Genomic DNA, 20383 nt, shown 5'->3' with positions numbered 1-20383 from the left:
AGCAGCTCTACTTTTGCAAGTGCGTGTAAATGGATAATGAGAGTGCAGGGGGCTTCCATCAACCGTAGTTTCTCGATTCCAAAGCGACTTGGTCAAATTGAGAGTGTTTTGGACAAGGCGCGGCAAACATGCACCTTGCGTTGTGGTTGCGCTCAGCGCATTTCCATAACATACTCACGGGTATGTTTTGATTTGGGAGGGAAAGAATGCGTGCTGTTGTCTGTTCAGAGTTCGGGCCACCGGAAGCTCTGCGCGTTGAGGATGTTGATGTTAAAGAGCCGCGTAAAGGGCAAGTGAGAATTGCGGTGGAGGCCGCAGGGGTTAACTTTCCCGACACGCTGGTGATTGCGGGGAAGTATCAGATCAAGCCGCCGATGCCGTTCATTCCGGGCGGTGAAATTGCTGGGCGTATTGCAGCCGTGGGCGAGGGCGTGACGGATTTTGCGCCGGGTGATCCAGTGATGGCGCTTCTTCTGCAGCAGGGCGGATTTGCAGAAGAGGTCGTGGTTCCTGCATCTACAGTGCTAAAGCGGCCAGAAACCATGTCAGCTCAGGCAGCTGCAGGTTTCACCATGACTTACGGCACCTCCATGCATGCGCTAAAGCAGCGTGCGCAGTTGCAGCCGGGCGAAACCTTGTTGGTGCTGGGCGCCGGTGGCGGTGTTGGCCTCACTGCGGTTGAGATTGGCAAGGTGATGGGCGCCAAGGTGATTGCGGCGGCGAGCTCTGCGGAGAAGTTGGAGGCTGCACGTCTAGCCGGGGCTGATGAGCTGATCAATTATTCCACGCAGGACCTGAGAACACGCCTGAAGGAAATCACAGGCAAGGCCGGGGTTGATGTGGTCTACGATCCTGTCGGCGGAGATCTGTTTGAGCAGGCACTGCGCTCTACTGCCTGGAATGGCCGTGCGCTGGTTGTGGGCTTTGCTGCGGGCGATATCCCGACCATCCCTACCAATCTGACCTTGTTGAAGGGCTGTGCGATTATGGGCGTTTTCTGGGGCTCCTTCCGTATGCGGGAGCCGGAAAAGGATGCTGCGAACTTCTCCGAGCTGTTTAAATGGGTTGAGGAAGGCAAGATTAAACCGACCGTAAGCCGGAGCTACGCACTGGAAGAAGCGCCTCAGGCCCTTCGCGATCTCATGGAGAGACGTGTTGTTGGTAAGGTTGTTCTGGAAACGGGGAGAGCATGATCATGCAACCAAGGTTTGCAGGGCAAACAGCCCTCATTACAGGTGCAGGCAGTGGTATCGGGCGTGCAACCGCCATTCGTCTGGCTGAAGAAGGCGCTGCTGTCGCGCTTGTTGATCTCAATGAAAAAGGGTTGAACCAGACCGCAGAGATGCTTCCGGAAGGGACCAACTCGGGGATTTATGTGCTCAATGTTGCCGATGAAGAGGCGGTGGAGCGCTGCGTCGGCGAGGTTGAAAGCTCTTTGGGCGGTATCAGCGTGCTTTGCAACAATGCTGGCATTATCTGCGAGGGATCTTGGGGTGGTAGCCACGAGAAGTTTGGTGACTGGATCAAGGTTTACGAAGTCAATGTCCTAGGGGCCATGTTGTTCACCAAGTACACCAAGGAGCAGCTTAAGGCTTCAGGCAAGGGTTCGATTGTGAATACTGCATCTGTAGCTGGAATCAGAGGTGGTGCCGGTGGCAATGCCTATAGTGCTTCCAAGGCGGCACTCATCAACTTCACCAAGACCTCCGCTTGCGATTTCGGCGCAGACGGCGTGCGCGTCAATGCGGTTTGTCCGGGGCTTATTGAGACTGGCATGACAAAACCTGTTTTTGATTATGCACGCAATACGGGTAAGGAAGCCAAACTCGGCACCCGAGCAGAATTGCGCCGTCACGGTGAACCTACTGAAGTTGCGGCCACAATCGCGTTTCTTGCTAGTGGGGATGCAAGCTTCATTACTGGGCAGGCGCTGGCAGTTGATGGCGGAAACACATCTTCTCTCAACATGCCGGGCATGAAGGTCTGAGGTGAGATCGGGGAGCGAATAGCGAAGGAGCCAGTCTGCAACACCGGGCAATGCTGTTGCGGACTGGCTCCCGCCGATCCAAAGGGGTGGATCAGATAGCAGTGATTATGAAATCACTTTCGAAATAATCACAAGTAAAAATACGAATTATCCTGCTATAGACCCCGTTTTTTTAGCAATGCATCTACATGATGAGCGCTATCACCGAGCATTTCTGTCAGAACTCGGTCGCGTTTCATGAACAATCCAACATCAACTTCATCAGTCATGCCGATTCCACCATGCATCTGCACAGCTTCTTCTGTTGCAGTGCGGGAAACCTTAGCCACCTTTGCTTTTGCAGCGCGTGTAAGCTCGTCAGCACTATCTGAAGTTGTGTCAATAGCTCTCTGCGCGGCAGAGATGAGTGAGGCTGTTTGCTCAATCTGACAGTAGAGGTCGGCCAACCGATGTTGCAGGGCCTGGAACATGCCGATCGGCACCCCAAACTGCTTTCTTTCCCCAAGATACGCCGTGGTCCGCTCGGCAACTTCCCGAGCCACGCCAAGCTGCTCTGAGGCAGCGATCGCACGACCAGAGCGCAAAGTGGCTTCCAGCACAGCTGCTCCGTCTTCCAGAGGACACAGCAGATCTTTGCCATCCAGATGCAGGTTGGTGATCTGGATGTTGGCCGCGTTCCGGCTGTCGAGCATGGCGTTGCGCTCGATCTCGACTTCCGCAGCACTCGGGTCGACGAGGAAGAGGCCGGTCTCGGCTCCGGTTTTGGCCACCACAATCAACCGGTCTGCATTGTAGCCGTCAAACACCGCACGTTTGCGCGCGTTGAGGACAAATCCGTTACCATCCGGCTCCGCCGTGGCCTTAATGCGGGATGGGTTGTGTTTTGCGCCCTCATCAATGGCTAGTGCAATGACGGCATCGCCAGAAGCGATCTTTGGACCCCACTCGCTTAGATGCTCGCCATTTGCCTGACGAAGCGCAATTGCGCTCAAAACGGCGGTGGAGAGGAAAGGGGAGGCGGTCAGGTTGCGACCCATTTCCTCTGCCACAAGCCCAGCTGAGCGATGACCGAAGTCATAGCCACCAGCTTCTTCCGGCAAGAGCATGCCAAACCAGCCCATGTCCGCCAGTGTTTTGTGAAGCTCCTGATTAAAGCCGAGGGCTTCCTTCTGGTCGCGAATGTCACGCAGGGCGTGTACTGGGGCGTGTTCCGACATAAAGCCAGCAGCAGAGTCTTTGAGAAGAGTTTCTTCAGAGCTGAAAAGTTCCATGTGTTCTCTCCTTAACCCAGTGATGGCAGCCGCAGCACTGCCTTTGAAATGATCGAGAGCATGATCTCGGAAGTCCCGCCCTCGATACTGTTGCCCTTGGAACGCAGCCATGAGGCCGACTGGCTTCCGATCCCGTAGTTCTCCTCAGGACCGGACAGCGCTTCCAACCCGCCAGCCTGCACAACAAGGCTCTGACGGCGTTTGTTCAGCTCCGTGCCAAGGTACTTTAGCTCTGCAGAACGGGCGCCCAGCTGGTTGCCAGCGCGGTGGAAGTCTCTTGCAGTCGCAAGGTGTGCTGTCAGTGCCATTTCATCGACGAGGAAGTCGCCAATATCTGAGCGCAGCAGTGGATCATCCAGACGGCCTGTTTCGTCCAGACCGATAGATTCGGCAGCGGTTTCATAAAGGCCAGCGGAGCCGCCAAAGATCGCATCGAGATTGCTGACCATTTCGCGCTCATGGGTCAGCAGATATTTGGCGATGGTCCAGCCGTTGCCGCGCTCATCAACGACATTCTCCATTGGCACCTTCACTTCATCAAAGAAGGTTTCACAGAACGGAGAACTGCCGGAAATCAGGCGGATTGGCTTGGTGGAGACACCCTCGCTGGTCATGTCAAACAGCAGGAACGAGATGCCCTTGTGTTTCTTGGCGTCAGGCTCGGTGCGTACCAATGCAAAGATCCAGTCGGCTTTGTCCGCGTAGGATGTCCAGATCTTCTGGCCTGACACGAGGAAGTGGTCGCCCATATCCACGCCCTTAGTCTGGACGGAGGCGAGGTCGGAGCCGGAACCGGGTTCAGAATAGCCCTGACACCAGCGAATCTCGCCGCGAGCAATCTTTGGCAGGTGCTCAAGCTTTTGCTCGTGAGAGCCGTATTCAAGCAGAGCAGGGCCAAGCATCCAGATGCCGAAGCTTTCCAGTGGAGACATGGCGTTGATGCGCGTCATCTCTTCCTTGAGAATTTTGACCTCGTCACCACTGAGGCCACCGCCGCCATATTCCTTGGGCCAGCTTGGGACAGTCCAGCCGCGTTCGGCCATGCGTTCCAGCCACTGCTTTTGTGCAGGGGATTTGAAGGTCCAGTTGCGGCCGCCCCAGCAGATATCCTCTTCAACTGTGACCGGTTTTCGCATTTCCTGCGGGCAGTTGTCTTCCAACCAAGCCCTTGTTTCCATGCGGAATTCTTCAAGCGTCGTCATTGCGTTCTCCCTGTTTTGGAGTGCAGATGAAAAAAGAAAAGGTGAGCAAGTGCCCACCTTCCGTTCTAAACCTTTTCCTGGGTGTGCTTGCGCAGCTCAGAGCGGCCAATAAAGTTGCGGTGTACAGCATCCGGGCCATCGGCAAAGCGCAGTGTGCGCAGGCCCATCCAGTTGGCTGCCAGCGGCGTATCCTGCGAGATTCCCTGACCGCCAAACATCTGCATGGCCTCATCAGTGACCTTCAGTGCCATGCGTGGGGCGACAACCTTGATCTGGCTGATCCAGAACGCTGCTTCGCGGCCAGAGGCGTTGTCCATCATCCACGCTGCTTTGAGGCAGAGCAGGCGCGCCTGTTCAATTTCCATGCGGCATTCGGCAACAATGTCGAAGTTGGCACCCAGCTTGTAGAGGGGCTTACCAAACGCTTCGCGATTGATGGCGCGTTTACACATCAGCTCCAGAGCCAGTTCTGCTTGGCCGATTGCACGCATGCAGTGGTGAATGCGGCCCGGCCCAAGACGGCCCTGTGCCACCGCAAAACCAGCACCTTCTGTTATGAGCAGGTTTTCAGCTGGAACGCGCACGTCCTCAAAGCGCAGGTGAAAATGACCGTGCGGTGCGTGGTCATGGCCGAACACTTGCATCGGGCGCAGCTTGGTGATGCCCGGGGTGTTGGCATCGACCACGATCATGGAATGCTGCTGGTGCTTGTTGCCTTCAGTCGGCGTGCGCACCATGGTGATGTAAACCTGACAGCGCGGGTCACCAGCGCCGGAAGACCACCACTTCTCGCCGTTTAGCACGTAATGGTCGCCATCTCGGACACAGGACATGCTGATGTTGGTCGCGTCTGAGGAGCCGTGGTCTGGCTCGGTCATCAGGTAGGCAGAGCGAATTTCGCCGTTGAGCAGCGGCTTCAACCATTTTTCTTTCATCTCTGGCGAACCGTAGCGCTCAAGCACTTCCATGTTGCCCGTGTCCGGTGCTGCGCAGTTGAAAACTTCTGGGGCGAGGGGGGATTTCCCCATTTCTTCGGCCAGATAAGCATATTCAACGGTCGTGAGACCATAGCCGCGCTCGGAATCGGTCAGCCAGAAATTCCAAAGGCCCTTCTCTCGTGCACTTACCTTCAGACTTTCCAGAATCTCTGTTTGGCGCGCGGTGTATTCCCAGCGATCGCCTACCGAAATTTCATTATGGAATTCCTCTTCGAGGGGCATGATCTCATCGCGGATCATGCTGCGCACCTGCTCAATGAGTGGCGCGACGCGCTGGCTTACCCCGAGGTCCATAGCTGGACGTTCGGCTAATGTTGTGTCGCTCATGGTTGGCCCTCCCAAGGCTTCTGAGCTCTTTTATCTTCACGATGCTGTGGATAAATCCTAAGCAATATCAGATGGATAAGAGACTGTGGGCTCCCACTCACAATTCAGACCCAAGTCTGGAGAGACAAAAGATAGTCTGTAAAAATTTTGCTTTACAACTGATGATCTACCGAAACATACTACTGAGTATGTTGTCAACTATATGCGCAGACGGACGGGCTTGATCATTGGTTTAAGGTGGCGTTCCCAAAACGTGGTGACAGGCTGACTTGACTACGGATGAACGAGAAGCAAGTTGCGCAAAATGTGGTTGGCGTTCGAAGAACACTAAGGGAGGTAGGGTTTCTTCATGAGCTATCTTGAGGAATTGTTTGGTGTAGGCGGCAAAACGGCGCTTGTAACAGGTGGCGGAACCGGCATTGGCCGCATGGTTGCCACAGCTTTGGCAGAAGGCGGAGCACGTGTTCTCATCTGCTCGCGCAAGCTGGACGTGGTTGAACAAACAGCAAAAGAGATCAATGAGAGTCTGAACGGCAGCAACGCGGAACCATCTGGATCGGTTGAGGCGTTTCAGGGGGATGTGGGCTCTGAGGAAGGCGTTGAGAAGCTTGTCGAAGCCTTCCGTGAACGTAGCCCGAAACTGGACATTCTGGTCAACAATGCAGGCGTTAGCTGGGGTGAGCCTATGGGTTCCTTCTCCTACCACGCCTGGAGCCGCGTCATGGACGTGAATGTGGCTGGCCTGTTCCATCTGACACAGACATTGCTGCCGGAACTGAAGGAAAGCGGTAGTGCGGAAGACCCGGCGCGTGTGATCAACCTTGGCTCTGTGATGGGCTCCACACCTATCGGTGACGGTGCGTATTCTTACTCCGCATCCAAAGCTGCGGTGCACCAGCTGACCCGTATTCTCGCCAAAGAAATGGCGCGAAAGCACATTACGTTCAATGGGTTTGCACCGGGTCCGTTCCAGTCACGCATGACTGCGTTTGCAACGGATACTGAGCAGAAAGTGGAGTTTGTCAGCAAAGGCGTGCCTTTGAAACGTATCGGACACCCGAATGATATTGCAGGTGCAACACTCTTCCTTTGTGGCAAGGGCGGGTCTTATGTCACGGGCGAGGTGCTTCCGTTGGATGGTGGCATTCACGTAGCGACCGGTGGCAACCTGTTTGGGTAAAGAGGGGTTCTTATGGAACTGACCGTGGAAGAGCTTGAGAGCAAAGTGGGCCAGCAAGTCGGCTTGTCTGACTGGGTGACCGTAGATCAGGAGATGATCTCCGCCTTCGGAAAACTGACGTTTGATGAGCAGTTTATCCATATGGATCCTGAGCGCGCAAAGGCAGAAACGCCGTTTGGCGGCACGATTGCCCATGGGTTTCTCACGCTCTCCCTCGCCAGCAAGTTTGCAGTTGAAGCCCTGCCCGTTGTGAGAGGGCGGACCATGGGCATCAACTATGGTTTCAATAAGATCCGCTTTTTGCATCCCGTCGCCAGTGGTAAGCGTATTCGTGGACGCTTCACCCTGGACACTCTGACCCGCAAGGGAGATGGGCAGATCCTTCAGGAGTTTGGTCTTGCAATCGAGATCGAGGGCGTTGAGAGCCCCGCGTTGGTCGCAAAGTGGCTGACAATGACGTATTTTGAGGAGGTATCTGCATGACGCAGGATACAATGAACTTTGCCGGACAGGTCGCAATTATCACTGGAGCTGGCGGTGGTCTTGGCCGTCTTTATGCGCTGGACCTTGCAGCCCGTGGTGCAGCCGTGGTGGTGAATGATCTTGGTGGCGCAGTCGATGGGTCCGGTTCATCTGCAACAGCTGCCGAGGCTGTGGTTGAGGAGATCGTTGCAGCAGGTGGCAAGGCGATTGCCAATGCTGCCGATGTGACAGATGAAGCCGCAGTCAATGCCATGATTGCCGAGGCGGTTGAGGCGTTTGGCCGTGTTGATATTCTCATAAACAACGCAGGTATCTTGCGCGATAAATCCTTCGCCAAGATGGAAATGTCCAGTTGGAACAAGGTGGTAGAGGTGCACCTCACCGGTGCTGCAATCTGCACCAAGGCCGTCTGGAACGTGATGAAAGAGCAAGGTTATGGCCGAATTGTCATGACCACGTCTCCATCCGGCATCTATGGCAACTTTGGGCAGGCCAACTACGGCGCTGCGAAAGCGGGGCTGTGGGGCATGATGAATACGCTCGGTATCGAAGGTGCCAAGAACAACATTCACATCAACTGCATCGCGCCATCTGCTGGTACCCGCATGACGGAAAGCATCATGGATGCCGGTACGCTGAAGATGCTGGCGCCTGAAAACATCACGCCTGCTGTGGTGTTCCTGTGCTCGGATGCTGCGCCAAACCGCAAGGTGCTTGTGGCAGCTGCTGGCACGTACACAATGGCAGAAATGGTGGAAACACAGGGCATTCATCTGCCAGAAGCAGACCGCACACCAGAAGCTATTGCCGCCAATTGGGGCAAGATCAGTGACCGCACCGATGCGGTGCCGGTGAATAGCGCAATGGAAGGTGTGGCCAAGCTGGTAAAGGCAATGGCCAACGCCTGATTATAAGAAATGATAGCAAGCCTGGCTGTTGAAGGGGCGGCTTACAGCCAGGTATCAGACTGTTTCATGGAAGAAGGGAGACCATGACTAACGCTTTGCATACATTAGATAAACCAGCGCTTCAGGCGTATCTGCAAGAGCACATACCCGAGTTTGGCGAGCTGCTGGAAATCGAAAAGTTTTCAGGGGGCCAATCCAATCCAACGTATAAGCTGGTGACCACCGGTAAGACTTACGTTTTGAGGGCGAAGCCACCGGGAACTCTACTGAAATCAGCGCATATGGTGGATCGCGAGTATCGGGTCATGACAGCGTTGGCTGATAGTGATGTGCCGGTTCCCAAGACCTACCATCTGTCGGGAGATGACTCACCAATCGGTACCATGTTCTTCATCATGGAGTTTGTAGATGGCCGAATCTTCTGGGATCCTGCTTTGAAGAAGTCTTCAAACGAAGAGCGCACGGCGATCTTTGCAGAGATGAACCGGGTGCTGGCTGCGCTGCATGATGTTTCGCCTGAAGAGGTGGGGCTGGCGGATTATGGTAAGCCGGGGAACTACTTCGCTCGGCAAACAGACCGCTGGATCAAGCAGTATAAAGCGTCTGAGACAGAGAATATTCCCTCGATGAACCGCCTGATGGAATGGCTTGAGGCCAATATGGTGGAAGATGATGGGGCGTCTTCTCTGGTTCACGGGGATTTCCGCATTGATAACCTGATCTTCCACCCCACGGAACCCCGTATCATAGCTGTGCTTGATTGGGAGCTATCCACGCTCGGGCATCCGCTGGCGGACCTTGCCTATCAGTGCATGCAGTGGCGTATGCCTTCCATGAAAGGCCTTCGCGGGCTTGCAGGGCTGGATCGCACCTCGCTCGGAATTCCGCTTGAAGAGGAATATATCCGCGAGTATTGCCAGCGCCGCGGGTTAAACAATATCAAGAACTGGGAGTTCTATCTGGCGTTCTCCATGTTCAGATTATCTGCAATTATTCAAGGGGTTGTAGCGCGCGCTGAAGCCGGTAACGCCTCTAATCCCGAGTCAGCAGCAATGATGCGGATGGCAGTTCCGTTCATTTCGAAGATGGCATGTGATGTGGTTGGCGAGCTGGTGGAGTAAGCAAGCACTATGACACGAACAGGACGCTGTATGTGCGGCGCGGTGACTTACAAGATTGAGGGCGATCCGATTGTTGTTGCCCAATGTCATTGTGAGGAATGTCGCCGGGTGAGTGGTACCGGGCATACGGTTGGTGCCATGTTCCGGGCGGAGCAGGTCGATATCTCTGGGCGGTTTGAGCAGTATGTTTATACCTCCAGCAAAGACTCTCAGGTGACAAAAGCCTTCTGCCCTAACTGCGGTAGTCCTGTTTTCGGTCGCAACACCAACGCAACGGAACACATGACGCTACCCCTCGGCACCATGGATAATGCTGATGATCTGGAGGTTCAGGTTGTCATCTTTGACCGCGATAAGCAGCACTGGGATGTCCTGCCAGAGACCGCAGTGATTTTCGAGACCCAGCCTGACTGGAAACCGGAGAAGGGGTGAGCGTTCATTTTAAAATGAAGGAGGCAAGTGTTACAGCGCTAAGGCTTGATAGGCCTGGGTTGCGTTGAGCAGCAGGGCAGAAGGGTCCGAGACGGTTTCAGGGTATTCCTGAACTTGCAGCAGAGAGTTTAAGCCGCTGATTTCTGCGGTGTCCTGCTCTTCTTCGCTGTTGCTAAGATTGCTTTCGTTCAGTTCCGCATAGGCTTTTGCCAGATCCTGTTGGGCTTGAGAGGCAACTGCCTGATCCTGACCGGAGGGCTCGGCTGGCGCAAGAGCAGCGGCGATGACCGTGTTTAGCTTGGCAATGGTTGCTTCCGGGTCTCCGGCGATTGGTGCGGAGTCAATCGAGACCTCACCGCCGATGGCATAACTGTTTCCGTCGGGGCCGCGCGTTTCGGTGTAACTCGGCGCGCCTGCGTAGGCTCCGCCGACGGCAGCGTGGGCTTCTTCGTGGGCACGAACCTCAGTATCGCGCTCCTGAAGTTCTTGAACCTGCTGCTGTTCTTCTTCTGAAAGCAGTCCGTTTTCATTCTTGGACTTTTCAGAGGAGGAAGGAGCGGCAACCGGATTGGCGGAAAGGTCGCTGCTAATGACGACAGAATCTTTTGGAACCGCATGTTCAACGGAAAAGCTCGTTGCCTCCTGCAGATTTACACGAGCGGGCTGGGCAGCGTTGTAAGACGCAGCGCGGGCAATTCCGGGAAATGAGGAGGTAAGTCCGTCTATCATAGGTTGAACATATACTAGTGAGTGATGCGTTCGGTAAAGTACTTTCTGATACACAAATCTGTTAGGTGTGCTAGGGTTTTGCCTCGGGATTAGGCCGTAAGCCTGTGCATTTACAGCGTATTCCCGAAAAGTGCCTGCCGATTATTTATTGGATTTTCCGAAGGGTGGAATTTCCAGAGGAACGTGCGAGCGGGCACGCCTTTCAGACAGTTTCTTTGGTTTTGGATTGAGGACAGCTGCTTGTGGGGTAGAAAGCCCGTTGGGCCTTAAGGGAATGCAGGAATGATCGAAGATTTGAGCCGGTCTCAGCAAGAAATATTGGACGCTGCTGCTGAGTGTTTCATGAAAATGGGGCCGGATGTGGCTTCGATTGATGATATTGCCGGGCTGCTTGGTGCCACAAAGGGCCGTATTTATCACCACTTCCGCTCCAAGGGCGAGCTGCTATACGCGGTGCGTCTGCGCTCTGTTTCCCTGCTTATGGAAAAGGTCAGCCCGATCGCGGCGCAAGACCTGCCACCCGTCGAAAAGCTGCGGGCCATGTCCACCGCGCACGTGATGCGCATCCTCCAGTTCCTCAGTTACCACCGGGTTGTGAGTGAGGACACCCGCATGTTCTTCCGTGGTTCCGCAAAGCCTCATGAAAAGGAGATGATCCAACAAATCATTGAGTTACGCCGCGACTATGAGAACCTTTACCGCGGTGTGCTGAGTGAGGGTATTGAAGCGGGTGTGTTTGCCAAACAATCGATCTCCATCACACTCCATTCCATCATCATCCTAATGAACGGCCCGTGTTTCTGGTATTCTCCGCGCCCTGAACAGACCGACAAGGATCTGGAAGAAATTGCCCGCAGCGTATCGGATCTTGTGCTACGCGCTGTACTGGCAGAGCCAGCCCTTTTGAAGGGGGAATAACCTGCATTGGTGACGGGGATAACCTGTTTGCGTTGATATGTGCGTTGCTTTGCGCAATTTCGCGTTTTTGTGCGTGATTTTGTTAGACCGCCATACCGTTAGGTCACAGTTTCCAAAAAGAGGGGGTGCAGCTGCCTCTGTTGCTCTGATGGTTCCGGTTTCTTCTGGTTGAGCGCTTTACGAGAACAAAGTTATGAAATTGAATTTTTCTCAACAGAGGGATCTCGTTAATTCGAATTAGACGCTCTCAATTTGCTTCATGTCAGCGAAAGAACCTAGTAGATTCGTTAGGTATCGCTCTGCGAGTCGGCTGGAGCACACGCTTTTGGGCATGCTGCTCACCATCAATCATGCAATTCCGAATTGTGCAAGGAATTGATTAGGTAAATCAACGGGTTCCAGATCTGTTTAGAGATGGTGCGGGCCCATTTGAGCGAATAAGACGTGATCGAAGCAGTTTATCCCTGTGCCGGGGGGCTGTGGAGAGGGACTACCGTGGTTCAGGAGAGTGTAGTGTCAGGTCAGGCCTGTGCGCTGGCAATCCTTACCGTGCATTCGGGAGCAGCAGTCAGAAAAGGATCGGGGCAATGGACCAAGACAGTCCTCGACAACAGCAGCAACAGGTTGAGCCGGCGAGCATTCGTATTCCCGGACTGACCGTGAGAGAAAATACAGGTATCAACCGCATCCAGTTTCTTTTCGACGAAGAACCGAGCGAGGAGATTTGCCGGCTTTTGAAGAGCCATGCTTTTCGATGGTCGCGGTATGAGGATGCCTGGCAGAGACAGATAAGCAGCACCAGCCGGAAGATTGCGGTGAAGGTTCTGCTGGAGATCAAAACCCGTGCTCCCTATAGAAAGAAACCAGCACGGTCTCTTCTGAACTGAGCAATGGCCGAGCGTTAAAAGCGTAGTTTTCGCGCTTCCACTTTTCTTTTGGTTGGCAGAGTTAAGGTTGCGGTGTTTATTCCCGTGCATCCAAACTGCAGTTAACCTATGGTTATGAGCGTTTGACACAGGCGTCTTTGTGCGCCCGAGTGCAGGCGTTGCCGAAACCACTGGAAGGGAAGAAGATGGAAATTCCAACGCTTCTTGAGGCGCGTTCTGTTCGCTCTGCACGTTTGACAACGCGCGTGTTGTTGTCCGGTCCAAAAGAGGGTGTGCCGACCCTCTTCATTCATGGGAATCTTTCAGCAGCAACATGGTTTGAAGAAACCATGCAGCGCTTGCCCGAAGCTTACCGGGCTATCGCGCCGGACTTGCGCGGCTATGGTGGAGCCGATCCGGCTGCCATTGTAGATGCCACCCGTGGGACCAAAGATTTCTCCGAGGACCTTGCCGCGCTTATGGATGAGCTGGGCATTGCTGCGGCACATATGGTCGGGCATTCGCTTGGCGGCGGGGTGCTTTGGCAGTTCCTTGCCGATTACCCGCAGCGCGTGCTTTCTCTCACGCAGGTCAGTCCGGCGTCTCCGTTCGGGTTCGGGGGGTGCAAGGCTGACGGGACGCCTTGCTTTGAGGATGGTGCCGGGAGCGGCGCAGCGGCAATGAACCCTGAAATTGTCAAGTCGCTGATGCTGCATGAGAATGGCCCTGACAATGATTTTTCACCGCGCAATATTTTAAGCCAGTACGCTTGGAAACCACCATTCGTGCCGAGCCGAATTGAAGCGTTCACCGCGTCGGTATTTGCCCAACACACGGGTGAAAACGCCTATCCGGGGGATGTGATCGCCTCACCCAACTGGCCGGGCATCGCGCCGGGAAAGTATGGTGCCAGCAATGCGCTCGCCCCAAACCATCAGTCGAACCCGTTGGGGTTCTGTGATGTTGCGGCCAAGCCTGACATTCTCTGGCTGCATGGCGCTGATGACCTTGTGGTCTCGGACAATTCCATGTTTGAGCTGGGGGCACTGGGCAAGATGGGGTTCCTGCCCAACTGGCCCGGCGAAGCGGTCTTCCCGCCTCAGCCCATGGTCACCCAAACTTCAAATGCACTGGACCGTTACGAGCAAAAGGGCGGACACACCGAACGCCAAGTGTTCAAAAACTGCGGCCACGCCCCTCATATCGAAAAACCGCAGCAGTTCGACCGGATCTTCCATGCCTTCCTGAAAAAGCATGCGGGTGGGAAGTAGCACTCTGAAAAACGGGGCGATATGTAGGAGGGTTAGCGAGGAGACTCGCGAATTGGGCGGACGTTATCCTCGAATGGCACGCGCCGTTGCCGAAAGGTTGTGTCCGGGAGGTATTCTGGCCTGCTAATCCGATCCATTCGGAAATGACGGAAGTCGTTGCGCGCAGGATCCCAAGCCACCAAGTACCACAGTGGTGGCAAGATCAGTATAGCTTGGGGCTCAACAATTCGGCTGGTTACGGTCCCTTTTGCGTCACGGTATTGGAAACGCAGGTGGAACCGTTGAAGAAAAGCTTTCTCGAATGCGGGTAGCAGTGCGGGCTCCATGACGCCCATATCGGATATATCGACCTGCGGTGAAAGCTGCCCAACATACAAGCAATCCAAAAACCGGCGCAAATCTCGGACTTTATCCGAGGGCAGCGCCTTTTCAATTTTGGCAAGTCCGGCATCTGCGAGACCCGAAAAGGGTAGATTTCCTGCGGCTCGCATGCACGCCACGCTGATAAGAAGTGCAAACACTTCCGCAACCGAGAGCCGCGCTGTGGTCTGAACCGACTGCGGATCAAGTTGCAGGCCGCCGCCGCGCCCCGGTTCAGAATGAATGACAAACCCCTCATCCCGCAAAGCGCTAATGTCACGCAACACAGTGCGCCGGGATGCGCCGACTTCCTCCGCCAGGTCTGCGACTGTCAAAGTGCCGTTGCGGCGAAGGCTGCGTACGATGGCGTCATGTCGGAGGCGAGTGTTCATTTTGCAAAGCTAGCATTCATTGGTGACAGAATTTGGCACTATTGCAAATTAGGCAGGCGTTGAACATGTCTACATGGAGATAGTTTTATGTTTGATCCCGCTAATTTCCCCGAACCTACCCTTATCGCCGTCAACGGTGTGGAACTCGAAGTCTTTGAAGCTGGCCGAGAAAATGCTGGAAACCCCATCGTGCTCTGTCATGGCTGGCCAGAACATGCCTATACTTGGCGGCACCAGATACCCGCTCTTGTCGAGGCCGGCTATCATGTCATCGCCCCAAACCAACGGGGCTATGGTAACTCGTCCCGACCGGCAGACGTCACAGACTATGACATCCAACAGTTGTCGGGGGATCTCACGGCACTTCTCGATCACTACGGGTACGAAGACGCTACATTTGTTGGTCACGATTGGGGGGCATTTGTTGTTTGGGGGCTGGCCTTATTGCATCCGGAGCGGGTCAATAAGATCATAAACCTGGCCTTGCCGTATCAGGAGCGCGGAGAAAAACCGTGGATTGAGGCCTTGGAGGAGTTTCTTGGCAGCGACTATTACTTCGTGCATTTCAATCGGCAACCGGGTGTTGCAGACGCTGTGTTTGACGAAAATTCCTCCCGGTTCCTGCGTAACTTGTTCCGTAAGAACGTTCCTCTCTCACCGCCTGAGCCGGGTATGGCGATGATCAACCTCGCCAGAACAGAGACAGCGCTCGGCGACCCCATAATGAGCGACGAAGAACTGGCCGTTTTTACCTCCGCCTTCGAAGCCTCAGGGTTCACAGGCAGTATAAATTGGTACAGGAACCTTGATCGCAACTGGCATATTTTGGCGGAGGCGAGCCCGATCATCCAGCAGCCTGCACTCATGATCTACGGTGAGCGTGATTTAATCCCGAAGTTTGAGAAACTATCGGAGTTCGTGCCGAATGTGTACGAGGTCAATCTGGATTGCGGTCACTGGATTCAACAGGAAAAGCCGGAAGAGACAAATAAGGTGATTTTGCGTTGGCTGGACCAGCAACAGGTCACCTAGCCCCATAGGCGTATCTAAGGTTACATAATCCCTCCGGCCATGCCGGAGGGTGTCCCCTTACGCAGTGCTAGAGCCCTTCAACAAAATCCTCAAACTCAGGGCGCTCCTGCCATGAGCCGTCGGGCCAGAGGGCCTTCATGGCTTTGACGATGGGCTCGCTCCAGCCTTGCTTGCCTTGAGACTGTGCATCAAGCAATTCGTCGCCAATCAAGCCGGGACGGGTGCGCTCGATGACTTCGATCAGCGCCTTGGCCTGTGCCAGATCCTTGGTGACTTTGGTTGCGGTATGTGCCCGTTTCTGCGAGATGATGAGCTTGTGCACTGCATAGCGTTCTGGCCGCGGCACATACACCGCAATGCCTGCGCCGAAGGGCAGGGCGGCGGGGACAGAGCCGTCAATCAGCCACGCCAGATATTGCAGGCTCATGGCTCCGGCATCCAGCCCTTGCAGCGCTAGTGGCTGTTTTTCACCGCGCTTGCGGGTGGGCGTCAGCAGGTCCACAACAAACCCGATACGGGAGCGAAAACGGGAAGGTTTGGCGCGGCCATCCAGCTCCGGAATTGGCTCAAAGCTCGGGTCGGCGTCTTTCAGGATGGAGAGCATATCGATACCCTCATCGGCTTTGATCGCCAGTGAGGCTGCCACCAGATCCGCATCATCCGTCGCCAGTTGGGTGGAGGGCAGTGTGCAGCCCAGCAGAAGCGGGTAGCATTGATAGGCCAGCGTGCCCACCAGAATTGCTCCGTTGCGGAACAGACCATGATAGGCCATCGCATCCATCACACGGCCCGCATAGCTGTGAGTGGAGAGGATGCCGACTTTATTCAGCACGCTCAGGTCTTTACGCCGCGCCCGCGCCCGTTCGCTGGCCTGCTTGATCTGCTCTACCTTCGCCTGCGTCTCAGACTGCAGAGCTGGCCCGACATAAAGGCTCTTGCGCCCAGCACCCACCGGCATCTTGACAAAGACATTCTCCACATTCCCCTTCGCCTGCTGATAAACCGAGCCCCGAAGAGCCCTGCTATCATCATGCGTCTTCTGAATATAATCCGCAGCGAGATTCTGATAAGCAAGAGGAAGATCTGTCATTCCGGCAGTATAGACAGTTTGTCTGAAAAATGTCTATACCGATTGGGCTTCACCAAAGATGGATCCCACTTTGCGATTGTATGAGTACAAGTTCATTAGCTATGCCATGCATTGTTGGGGTAAGCGACTTTGTCCTAAGACTCTTATGGAATAGACTGATTTGCCATGAGCTACGGACTATATATAGGTAAGAACCTTACTTCAGATGGAAATGCATGGTTGGCTGGGTACGGAGATGAACCCTCAAGCCACTGGTTTGAGATCGTGCCCCGTGCACGTCATCTTGCGGATGCAACAATAACTGTCGGGGTGACTGAGCAAGCGGATTTGCCGGGGCAAAGGTCACAAATTCCGCAGGCCAGCGTGACACACCGAAACTTGCGTGTATGTTACTCAAGCTACAAGGGAATTCCCGCCCCAATAATGAACGGCGGCTTAAATGAGTTTGGCGTTGCAGTACGTAATATCTGGTCGCCTTCACGCCCCGAACTCGTCGCCTTAACCCCAAAAGACCAGAGTGGCCCAAACTACAGCGATTTTGCACGACTGGTCATAGAACGGGCGACGACTGCTCGTGAGGGTGTGGATTTGATAGCGAAGCTGATCGCCCAATATGGGGAATGCAGCTACGGAGGCAATTCCCATATCATCGCTGATACAAACGAAGCATGGGTGATGGTCCAGTTCTCTGGCGGCCAAGGGTTATGGGCAGCCGAGAGACTAGGTCCTGATAGCGTTCGTGCTTCCAGACCCGGTTACATCTGTGAAATTCCAATAGATGAGCCGGATCACCCTGATTTTCTTTATTCCGACAATCTGGTCAGTTTCGCAAAGACGAAGGGCTGGTACACGGATGGAGTCTTCGATGCCAACGCCGTGTATGGAGACGGAAAAGGCCGTTGGGCGGGCGTGCAGTGGATTGAAGGCCAGATGGCAGAACGCGCGCAAACGGGTCAGAAAATTGGCCTCAATGACATGATCTGGGCGCTGCGAACGTCAAAGCTGACGGGTGATAAAGCAGGATATGGGCAGATCGTTCCACTTATGGAACCTGCCCACAACGATCTGCGCATGTTGTGGCACGCTCCAATTGGCGCCATTGCAGCTCCGTTTTCGCCGGTTTTCATGGGGCAAACGGGCGTACCGCCCGAGTTTGGCAAGCACCGTTACCTGACGGCGGGTGAGGCGCATTGCTTTCTCGATGACCGAAAAATCGACGAGACCGAGTTGAATGCCCCTTCCTCCACCTCCCAATGGAATGAGACATCGCGTAGCGCAGTGGCAGATTGTAAACGGCTCTTATATTTGATGTTGCAAGATACGGAGCGCTTTACAAGGGAAGTTACTGAAGCCTTCGAAAACCATGAAGCTCGTGTCGCTGCACAGGCAGTCGAAATGCTCCGAACGACTGAAATCCTTATTGATCAAGGAGAGGCAACTTTGGCGACCTCGCTTTGCACATATTTCAGTTCTCAAGAGCTGCTGGCTGGGCTAGGCTTGGTTCAGGCGCTTTGTACAAGTCTTGAGCCTCGGGCACGGATCTTTGGAAGATCGGATCGGCTTGATGAACTGAAGAAATACGATCAAATCTGGTGAGTAGCGCGGATAATTGCTAAATGGGGCAAAGGGGGAACCGCCGTTGGCGAATACAGGTGAAAAGAAGAGGCCGAGTAAAACACTTGTTTTTACAGGATTATTGGGCTGGGTAGTCATTATCCTGGAGTGGATTAATCTCTTTACTCTCATCCCCATCATGGTTGGCGCTGTTTTCTACGTTCTCGAAAAGATTCTTGATGTCTTGCTTGGTCGCATATTCAGAAGAAAGCCAAAGCAGCAATTCCCCAACGAAAACTCCAAGGATTAGCTTCCGACAAACCAACTTTGGCTGGCTGACGGCGTTCTACAAGCTCCGCTAGGCCTCCCCCGTAATTCAAGGGAGGCACTTATTGCGGTTCATTTCGAGGTGGATGGCTCCACAGCGGTTGTTACGTCCTTCTCAACATGGAATGTTCTGGTGCTAGGTCACGTTGACCTGCATTGACCCGAGGCCCTCGATAAACAACTCCATAACGTCCCCTTTTTGAATAGGGCCGACTCCTGCCGGAGTGCCAGAGAGGATCACATCACCAGGGGCCAACTCAAAGTATTCAGAAAGGTAGGAAATCATCTCAGGCACTTTCCAAATCAGCTGATTCAGATCGCCCTCCTGCTTGGTTTCTCCGTTGACCTTCAGAGCGATACGACCTTGATCCAGAGAGCCGGTTTCACTGATCGGGTGGATCGGACCAACCGGAGCAGATCGTTCAAAAGCCTTGCCGATTTCCCAAGGGCGCCCCATCTTTTTTGCATTAGCTTGCAAATCGCGCCGGGTCATATCCAATGATAATGCATAGCCGTAGACATGCTCCATGGCATTATCTGGCGAGATGTTCGTGCCCCCCTTATGCAACATCACCGCCAGTTCAACCTCATAATGAACATCGGAGGACCGCGGTGGATACGGGAACTCTCCTGACGGGTCCAGATTGTCGGGATTCTTTTGAAAGAAGAATGGAGGTTCACGATCTGGATCATGGCCCATTTCGATCGCGTGAGCAGCGTAATTTCGCCCAATGCAGTATACTCGGTGAACAGGGAAGGCGGCATCATTGCCAACGATAGGTAAACTAACAATCTGTGGCGCTTCAATTACATACTTCGGCATTTCATTCTTCCGGTCATTACGTATCTTCCAGATTAGTGTGGGCAACCAATCTTCATGTCAATCTAGCTTGCGAGGCAATGTGCAAACATATTGACTCGGTTTCGGCAAGACCGTTTGGAGAGAGCTGAGGGTCAGAGCGCAGAAAAGAATAATCAATGCAGGGCTTCCAATCGACGCGACCAGCGGCTGCATCCATTAAGGATTTTGAATATAGAGAGTGCTCAAGAAAACGGATTCCAGCTGTCTTTATGCGGTATTGAGAAGAGCAATCGACGATTTGATCTCATCCAAACCAAGTTTAGCCTGAGGAGACCCAATTTGAGAGAGTAAGACGATTTCCTTCTCGGGTAATACGGGGAGTTTGTCGTGGATCCGCAGTTTCGCCAAGTGAGCGCTATTTTTGCTGATACTAAGCGCGCCGATACCGAAACCCGCCAGAATTGCTGAATGTAGGTCTGCTGACGACGCACCAATAAATGCCTCTTGCCACGCAAGATCAACCTCATCCAGTGCGGCGATTGCCATAGCCCTTATGTTGCAGCCCGGCGGGTGGGTGACTAGCCGAACGGGGGCGTCATTTTTTGAAAGTGCATCGGCGTTGCCGAACCATCCAAAATGGGCGATACCGATCGTCTCCCCGTGTCGTCTGGTGGTTCCATGCTTGAGGAGTATCACCGCGTCTAGCTCGCCTTTTTCGTAGCGCGACATGAGGCCATAGGATCCATCCACGGTGAGGCTCACCTTCAGATCGGGTGCTCTCTTTGCAACCTCTGAAAGCAAGGGGGAGGCATCGGCGCCAATAAGGTGATGGCTGATACCGATCCTAAGATGGGAACGCTCGACAGAAAACACTGCAGCCGCCTGATCATGAGCCCTCATAAAATCCCGGGCAGGTTGGAGAAAGGCTTCCCCGGCTGCGGATAGCTTGATGGATCGGGTCGTTCGCTCGATCAGTTGTGTCTCGAGCTGTTTTTCCAATCGACGAATACGGGAACTGACAGCCGACTGGGTGGTATCGAGAATAGCTGCGGCTTTGGTGAAACTCTTTTGCTCACTCACCAGAATGAATGTGAGGACGGCCTCTGACTCCAACATAATCATCTGAATTTATT

Annotated in this window: 21 protein-coding genes; 13 read left to right on the top strand and 8 right to left on the bottom strand. The window is 54.1% G+C overall.

Annotated elements, in window-relative coordinates:
* Positions 1-206 precede the first annotated feature (206 nt).
* Together IE076_RS16575 and IE076_RS16570 are read left to right on the top strand one after the other, a co-directional pair.
* Positions 207-1193: an NADPH:quinone oxidoreductase family protein gene (locus IE076_RS16575; RefSeq protein ID WP_189437897.1), complete on the top strand. Its 987-nt coding sequence runs from the start codon at positions 207-209 to the stop codon at positions 1191-1193.
* Positions 1194-1195: 2 nt separating this feature from the next.
* Positions 1196-1987, top strand: coding sequence for an SDR family NAD(P)-dependent oxidoreductase (locus IE076_RS16570; RefSeq protein ID WP_189437896.1), 792 nt, complete (start codon positions 1196-1198; stop codon positions 1985-1987).
* 155 nt (positions 1988-2142) lie between these two features.
* Here the strand turns inward: IE076_RS16570 and IE076_RS16565 are convergent, their stop codons facing one another.
* From IE076_RS16565 to IE076_RS16555, 3 genes are all read right to left on the bottom strand, one after another.
* Positions 2143-3258 carry an acyl-CoA dehydrogenase family protein gene (locus IE076_RS16565; RefSeq protein ID WP_189437895.1) on the bottom strand — a complete coding sequence of 372 codons (1116 nt, stop codon included), beginning with the start codon at positions 3256-3258 and terminating at the stop codon, positions 2143-2145.
* Between the two features lie 11 nt (positions 3259-3269).
* Positions 3270-4460 (bottom strand): acyl-CoA dehydrogenase family protein, encoded by a 1191-nt coding sequence (locus IE076_RS16560; RefSeq protein ID WP_189437894.1) that lies wholly within the window; start codon positions 4458-4460, stop codon positions 3270-3272.
* A gap of 65 nt (positions 4461-4525) precedes the next feature.
* Positions 4526-5785 (bottom strand): acyl-CoA dehydrogenase family protein, encoded by a 1260-nt coding sequence (locus IE076_RS16555; protein ID WP_244649709.1) that lies wholly within the window; start codon positions 5783-5785, stop codon positions 4526-4528.
* 349 nt (positions 5786-6134) lie between these two features.
* Here IE076_RS16555 and IE076_RS16550 point away from each other — a divergent pair, with 349 nt between their 5' ends.
* The 5 genes from IE076_RS16550 to IE076_RS16530 all read left to right on the top strand — a co-directional run bounded on the left by IE076_RS16550 (position 6135) and on the right by IE076_RS16530 (position 9909).
* The gene (locus IE076_RS16550) at positions 6135-6965 is read left to right on the top strand and encodes an SDR family oxidoreductase (protein ID WP_189437893.1); all 831 of its coding nucleotides are present in this window, start codon (positions 6135-6137) and stop codon (positions 6963-6965) included.
* A gap of 12 nt (positions 6966-6977) precedes the next feature.
* Entirely contained in the window at positions 6978-7448 is a 471-nt protein-coding gene (locus tag IE076_RS16545; protein ID WP_189437892.1) for a MaoC family dehydratase, read from the top strand.
* Positions 7445-8356, top strand: a complete 912-nt coding sequence (locus IE076_RS16540) for an SDR family NAD(P)-dependent oxidoreductase (RefSeq protein ID WP_189437891.1) — start codon at positions 7445-7447, stop codon at positions 8354-8356. Before IE076_RS16545 ends, IE076_RS16540 begins: the two co-directional genes overlap by 4 nt.
* Positions 8357-8439: 83 nt before the next feature.
* Positions 8440-9477, top strand: coding sequence for a phosphotransferase family protein (locus tag IE076_RS16535; RefSeq protein ID WP_189437890.1), 1038 nt, complete (start codon positions 8440-8442; stop codon positions 9475-9477).
* A 9-nt stretch (positions 9478-9486) separates the two neighbouring features.
* The gene (locus IE076_RS16530) at positions 9487-9909 is read left to right on the top strand and encodes a GFA family protein (protein ID WP_209009200.1); all 423 of its coding nucleotides are present in this window, start codon (positions 9487-9489) and stop codon (positions 9907-9909) included.
* Positions 9910-9939: 30 nt separating this feature from the next.
* On the opposite strand, the gene IE076_RS16525 is transcribed toward IE076_RS16530, so the two are convergent.
* Positions 9940-10638, bottom strand: coding sequence for a putative metalloprotease CJM1_0395 family protein (locus tag IE076_RS16525; protein ID WP_189437889.1), 699 nt, complete (start codon positions 10636-10638; stop codon positions 9940-9942).
* A gap of 282 nt (positions 10639-10920) precedes the next feature.
* On the opposite strand from IE076_RS16525, the gene IE076_RS16520 reads away from it, so the two are divergent.
* The 3 genes from IE076_RS16520 to IE076_RS16510 all read left to right on the top strand — a co-directional run bounded on the left by IE076_RS16520 (position 10921) and on the right by IE076_RS16510 (position 13693).
* Positions 10921-11556, top strand: coding sequence for a TetR/AcrR family transcriptional regulator (locus IE076_RS16520; RefSeq protein WP_189437888.1), 636 nt, complete (start codon positions 10921-10923; stop codon positions 11554-11556).
* Positions 11557-12143: 587 nt separating this feature from the next.
* On the top strand, positions 12144-12443 hold the full coding sequence (locus tag IE076_RS16515) for a hypothetical protein (RefSeq protein WP_189437887.1): 300 nt from the start codon (positions 12144-12146) through the stop codon (positions 12441-12443).
* Positions 12444-12628: 185 nt separating this feature from the next.
* Entirely contained in the window at positions 12629-13693 is a 1065-nt protein-coding gene (locus IE076_RS16510; RefSeq protein ID WP_189437886.1) for an alpha/beta hydrolase, read from the top strand.
* Positions 13694-13725: 32 nt separating this feature from the next.
* Here the strand turns inward: IE076_RS16510 and IE076_RS16505 are convergent, their stop codons facing one another.
* A complete protein-coding gene (locus IE076_RS16505; RefSeq protein WP_189437885.1) occupies positions 13726-14445 on the bottom strand; it encodes a helix-turn-helix transcriptional regulator in 720 nt (239 codons plus the stop codon).
* 87 nt (positions 14446-14532) lie between these two features.
* Between IE076_RS16505 and IE076_RS16500 the strand changes: the two genes are divergently transcribed.
* On the top strand, positions 14533-15477 hold the full coding sequence (locus IE076_RS16500; protein ID WP_189437884.1) for an alpha/beta fold hydrolase: 945 nt from the start codon (positions 14533-14535) through the stop codon (positions 15475-15477).
* Between the two features lie 67 nt (positions 15478-15544).
* On the opposite strand, the gene IE076_RS16495 is transcribed toward IE076_RS16500, so the two are convergent.
* Positions 15545-16567: a GSU2403 family nucleotidyltransferase fold protein gene (locus IE076_RS16495; protein WP_189437883.1), complete on the bottom strand. Its 1023-nt coding sequence runs from the start codon at positions 16565-16567 to the stop codon at positions 15545-15547.
* Between the two features lie 165 nt (positions 16568-16732).
* Here IE076_RS16495 and IE076_RS16490 point away from each other — a divergent pair, with 165 nt between their 5' ends.
* A complete protein-coding gene (locus IE076_RS16490) occupies positions 16733-18163 on the top strand; it encodes a C69 family dipeptidase (protein ID WP_189437882.1) in 1431 nt (476 codons plus the stop codon).
* 43 nt (positions 18164-18206) lie between these two features.
* Positions 18207-18431: a hypothetical protein gene (locus tag IE076_RS16485; protein WP_189437881.1), complete on the top strand. Its 225-nt coding sequence runs from the start codon at positions 18207-18209 to the stop codon at positions 18429-18431.
* Between the two features lie 153 nt (positions 18432-18584).
* Here the strand turns inward: IE076_RS16485 and IE076_RS16480 are convergent, their stop codons facing one another.
* Together IE076_RS16480 and IE076_RS16475 are read right to left on the bottom strand one after the other, a co-directional pair.
* Positions 18585-19271 (bottom strand): fumarylacetoacetate hydrolase family protein, encoded by a 687-nt coding sequence (locus IE076_RS16480; RefSeq protein ID WP_189437880.1) that lies wholly within the window; start codon positions 19269-19271, stop codon positions 18585-18587.
* A gap of 246 nt (positions 19272-19517) precedes the next feature.
* The gene (locus IE076_RS16475; RefSeq protein WP_189437879.1) at positions 19518-20372 is read right to left on the bottom strand and encodes a LysR family transcriptional regulator; all 855 of its coding nucleotides are present in this window, start codon (positions 20370-20372) and stop codon (positions 19518-19520) included.
* Positions 20373-20383: the final 11 nt, after the last annotated feature.

Source organism: Pseudovibrio japonicus, assembly GCF_014651595.1.
Lineage (GTDB): Bacteria > Pseudomonadota > Alphaproteobacteria > Rhizobiales > Stappiaceae > Pseudovibrio > Pseudovibrio japonicus.
Note: the sequence above shows the minus strand (reverse complement) of the source record. Positions and strands in the feature narration are given on the sequence as shown.

Coding starts and splice junctions, on each gene's coding strand:
- IE076_RS16575 (WP_189437897.1), top strand. CDS start 207: ATGCGTGCTGTTGTCTGTTCAGAGTTCGGGCCACCGGAAGCTCTGCGC.
- IE076_RS16570 (WP_189437896.1), top strand. CDS start 1,196: ATGCAACCAAGGTTTGCAGGGCAAACAGCCCTCATTACAGGTGCAGGC.
- IE076_RS16565 (WP_189437895.1), bottom strand. CDS start 3,258: ATGGAACTTTTCAGCTCTGAAGAAACTCTTCTCAAAGACTCTGCTGCT.
- IE076_RS16560 (WP_189437894.1), bottom strand. CDS start 4,460: ATGACGACGCTTGAAGAATTCCGCATGGAAACAAGGGCTTGGTTGGAA.
- IE076_RS16555 (WP_244649709.1), bottom strand. CDS start 5,785: ATGAGCGACACAACATTAGCCGAACGTCCAGCTATGGACCTCGGGGTA.
- IE076_RS16550 (WP_189437893.1), top strand. CDS start 6,135: ATGAGCTATCTTGAGGAATTGTTTGGTGTAGGCGGCAAAACGGCGCTT.
- IE076_RS16545 (WP_189437892.1), top strand. CDS start 6,978: ATGGAACTGACCGTGGAAGAGCTTGAGAGCAAAGTGGGCCAGCAAGTC.
- IE076_RS16540 (WP_189437891.1), top strand. CDS start 7,445: ATGACGCAGGATACAATGAACTTTGCCGGACAGGTCGCAATTATCACT.
- IE076_RS16535 (WP_189437890.1), top strand. CDS start 8,440: ATGACTAACGCTTTGCATACATTAGATAAACCAGCGCTTCAGGCGTAT.
- IE076_RS16530 (WP_209009200.1), top strand. CDS start 9,487: ATGACACGAACAGGACGCTGTATGTGCGGCGCGGTGACTTACAAGATT.
- IE076_RS16525 (WP_189437889.1), bottom strand. CDS start 10,638: ATGATAGACGGACTTACCTCCTCATTTCCCGGAATTGCCCGCGCTGCG.
- IE076_RS16520 (WP_189437888.1), top strand. CDS start 10,921: ATGATCGAAGATTTGAGCCGGTCTCAGCAAGAAATATTGGACGCTGCT.
- IE076_RS16515 (WP_189437887.1), top strand. CDS start 12,144: ATGGACCAAGACAGTCCTCGACAACAGCAGCAACAGGTTGAGCCGGCG.
- IE076_RS16510 (WP_189437886.1), top strand. CDS start 12,629: ATGGAAATTCCAACGCTTCTTGAGGCGCGTTCTGTTCGCTCTGCACGT.
- IE076_RS16505 (WP_189437885.1), bottom strand. CDS start 14,445: ATGAACACTCGCCTCCGACATGACGCCATCGTACGCAGCCTTCGCCGC.
- IE076_RS16500 (WP_189437884.1), top strand. CDS start 14,533: ATGTTTGATCCCGCTAATTTCCCCGAACCTACCCTTATCGCCGTCAAC.
- IE076_RS16495 (WP_189437883.1), bottom strand. CDS start 16,567: ATGACAGATCTTCCTCTTGCTTATCAGAATCTCGCTGCGGATTATATT.
- IE076_RS16490 (WP_189437882.1), top strand. CDS start 16,733: ATGAGCTACGGACTATATATAGGTAAGAACCTTACTTCAGATGGAAAT.
- IE076_RS16480 (WP_189437880.1), bottom strand. CDS start 19,271: ATGCCGAAGTATGTAATTGAAGCGCCACAGATTGTTAGTTTACCTATC.
- IE076_RS16475 (WP_189437879.1), bottom strand. CDS start 20,372: ATGATTATGTTGGAGTCAGAGGCCGTCCTCACATTCATTCTGGTGAGT.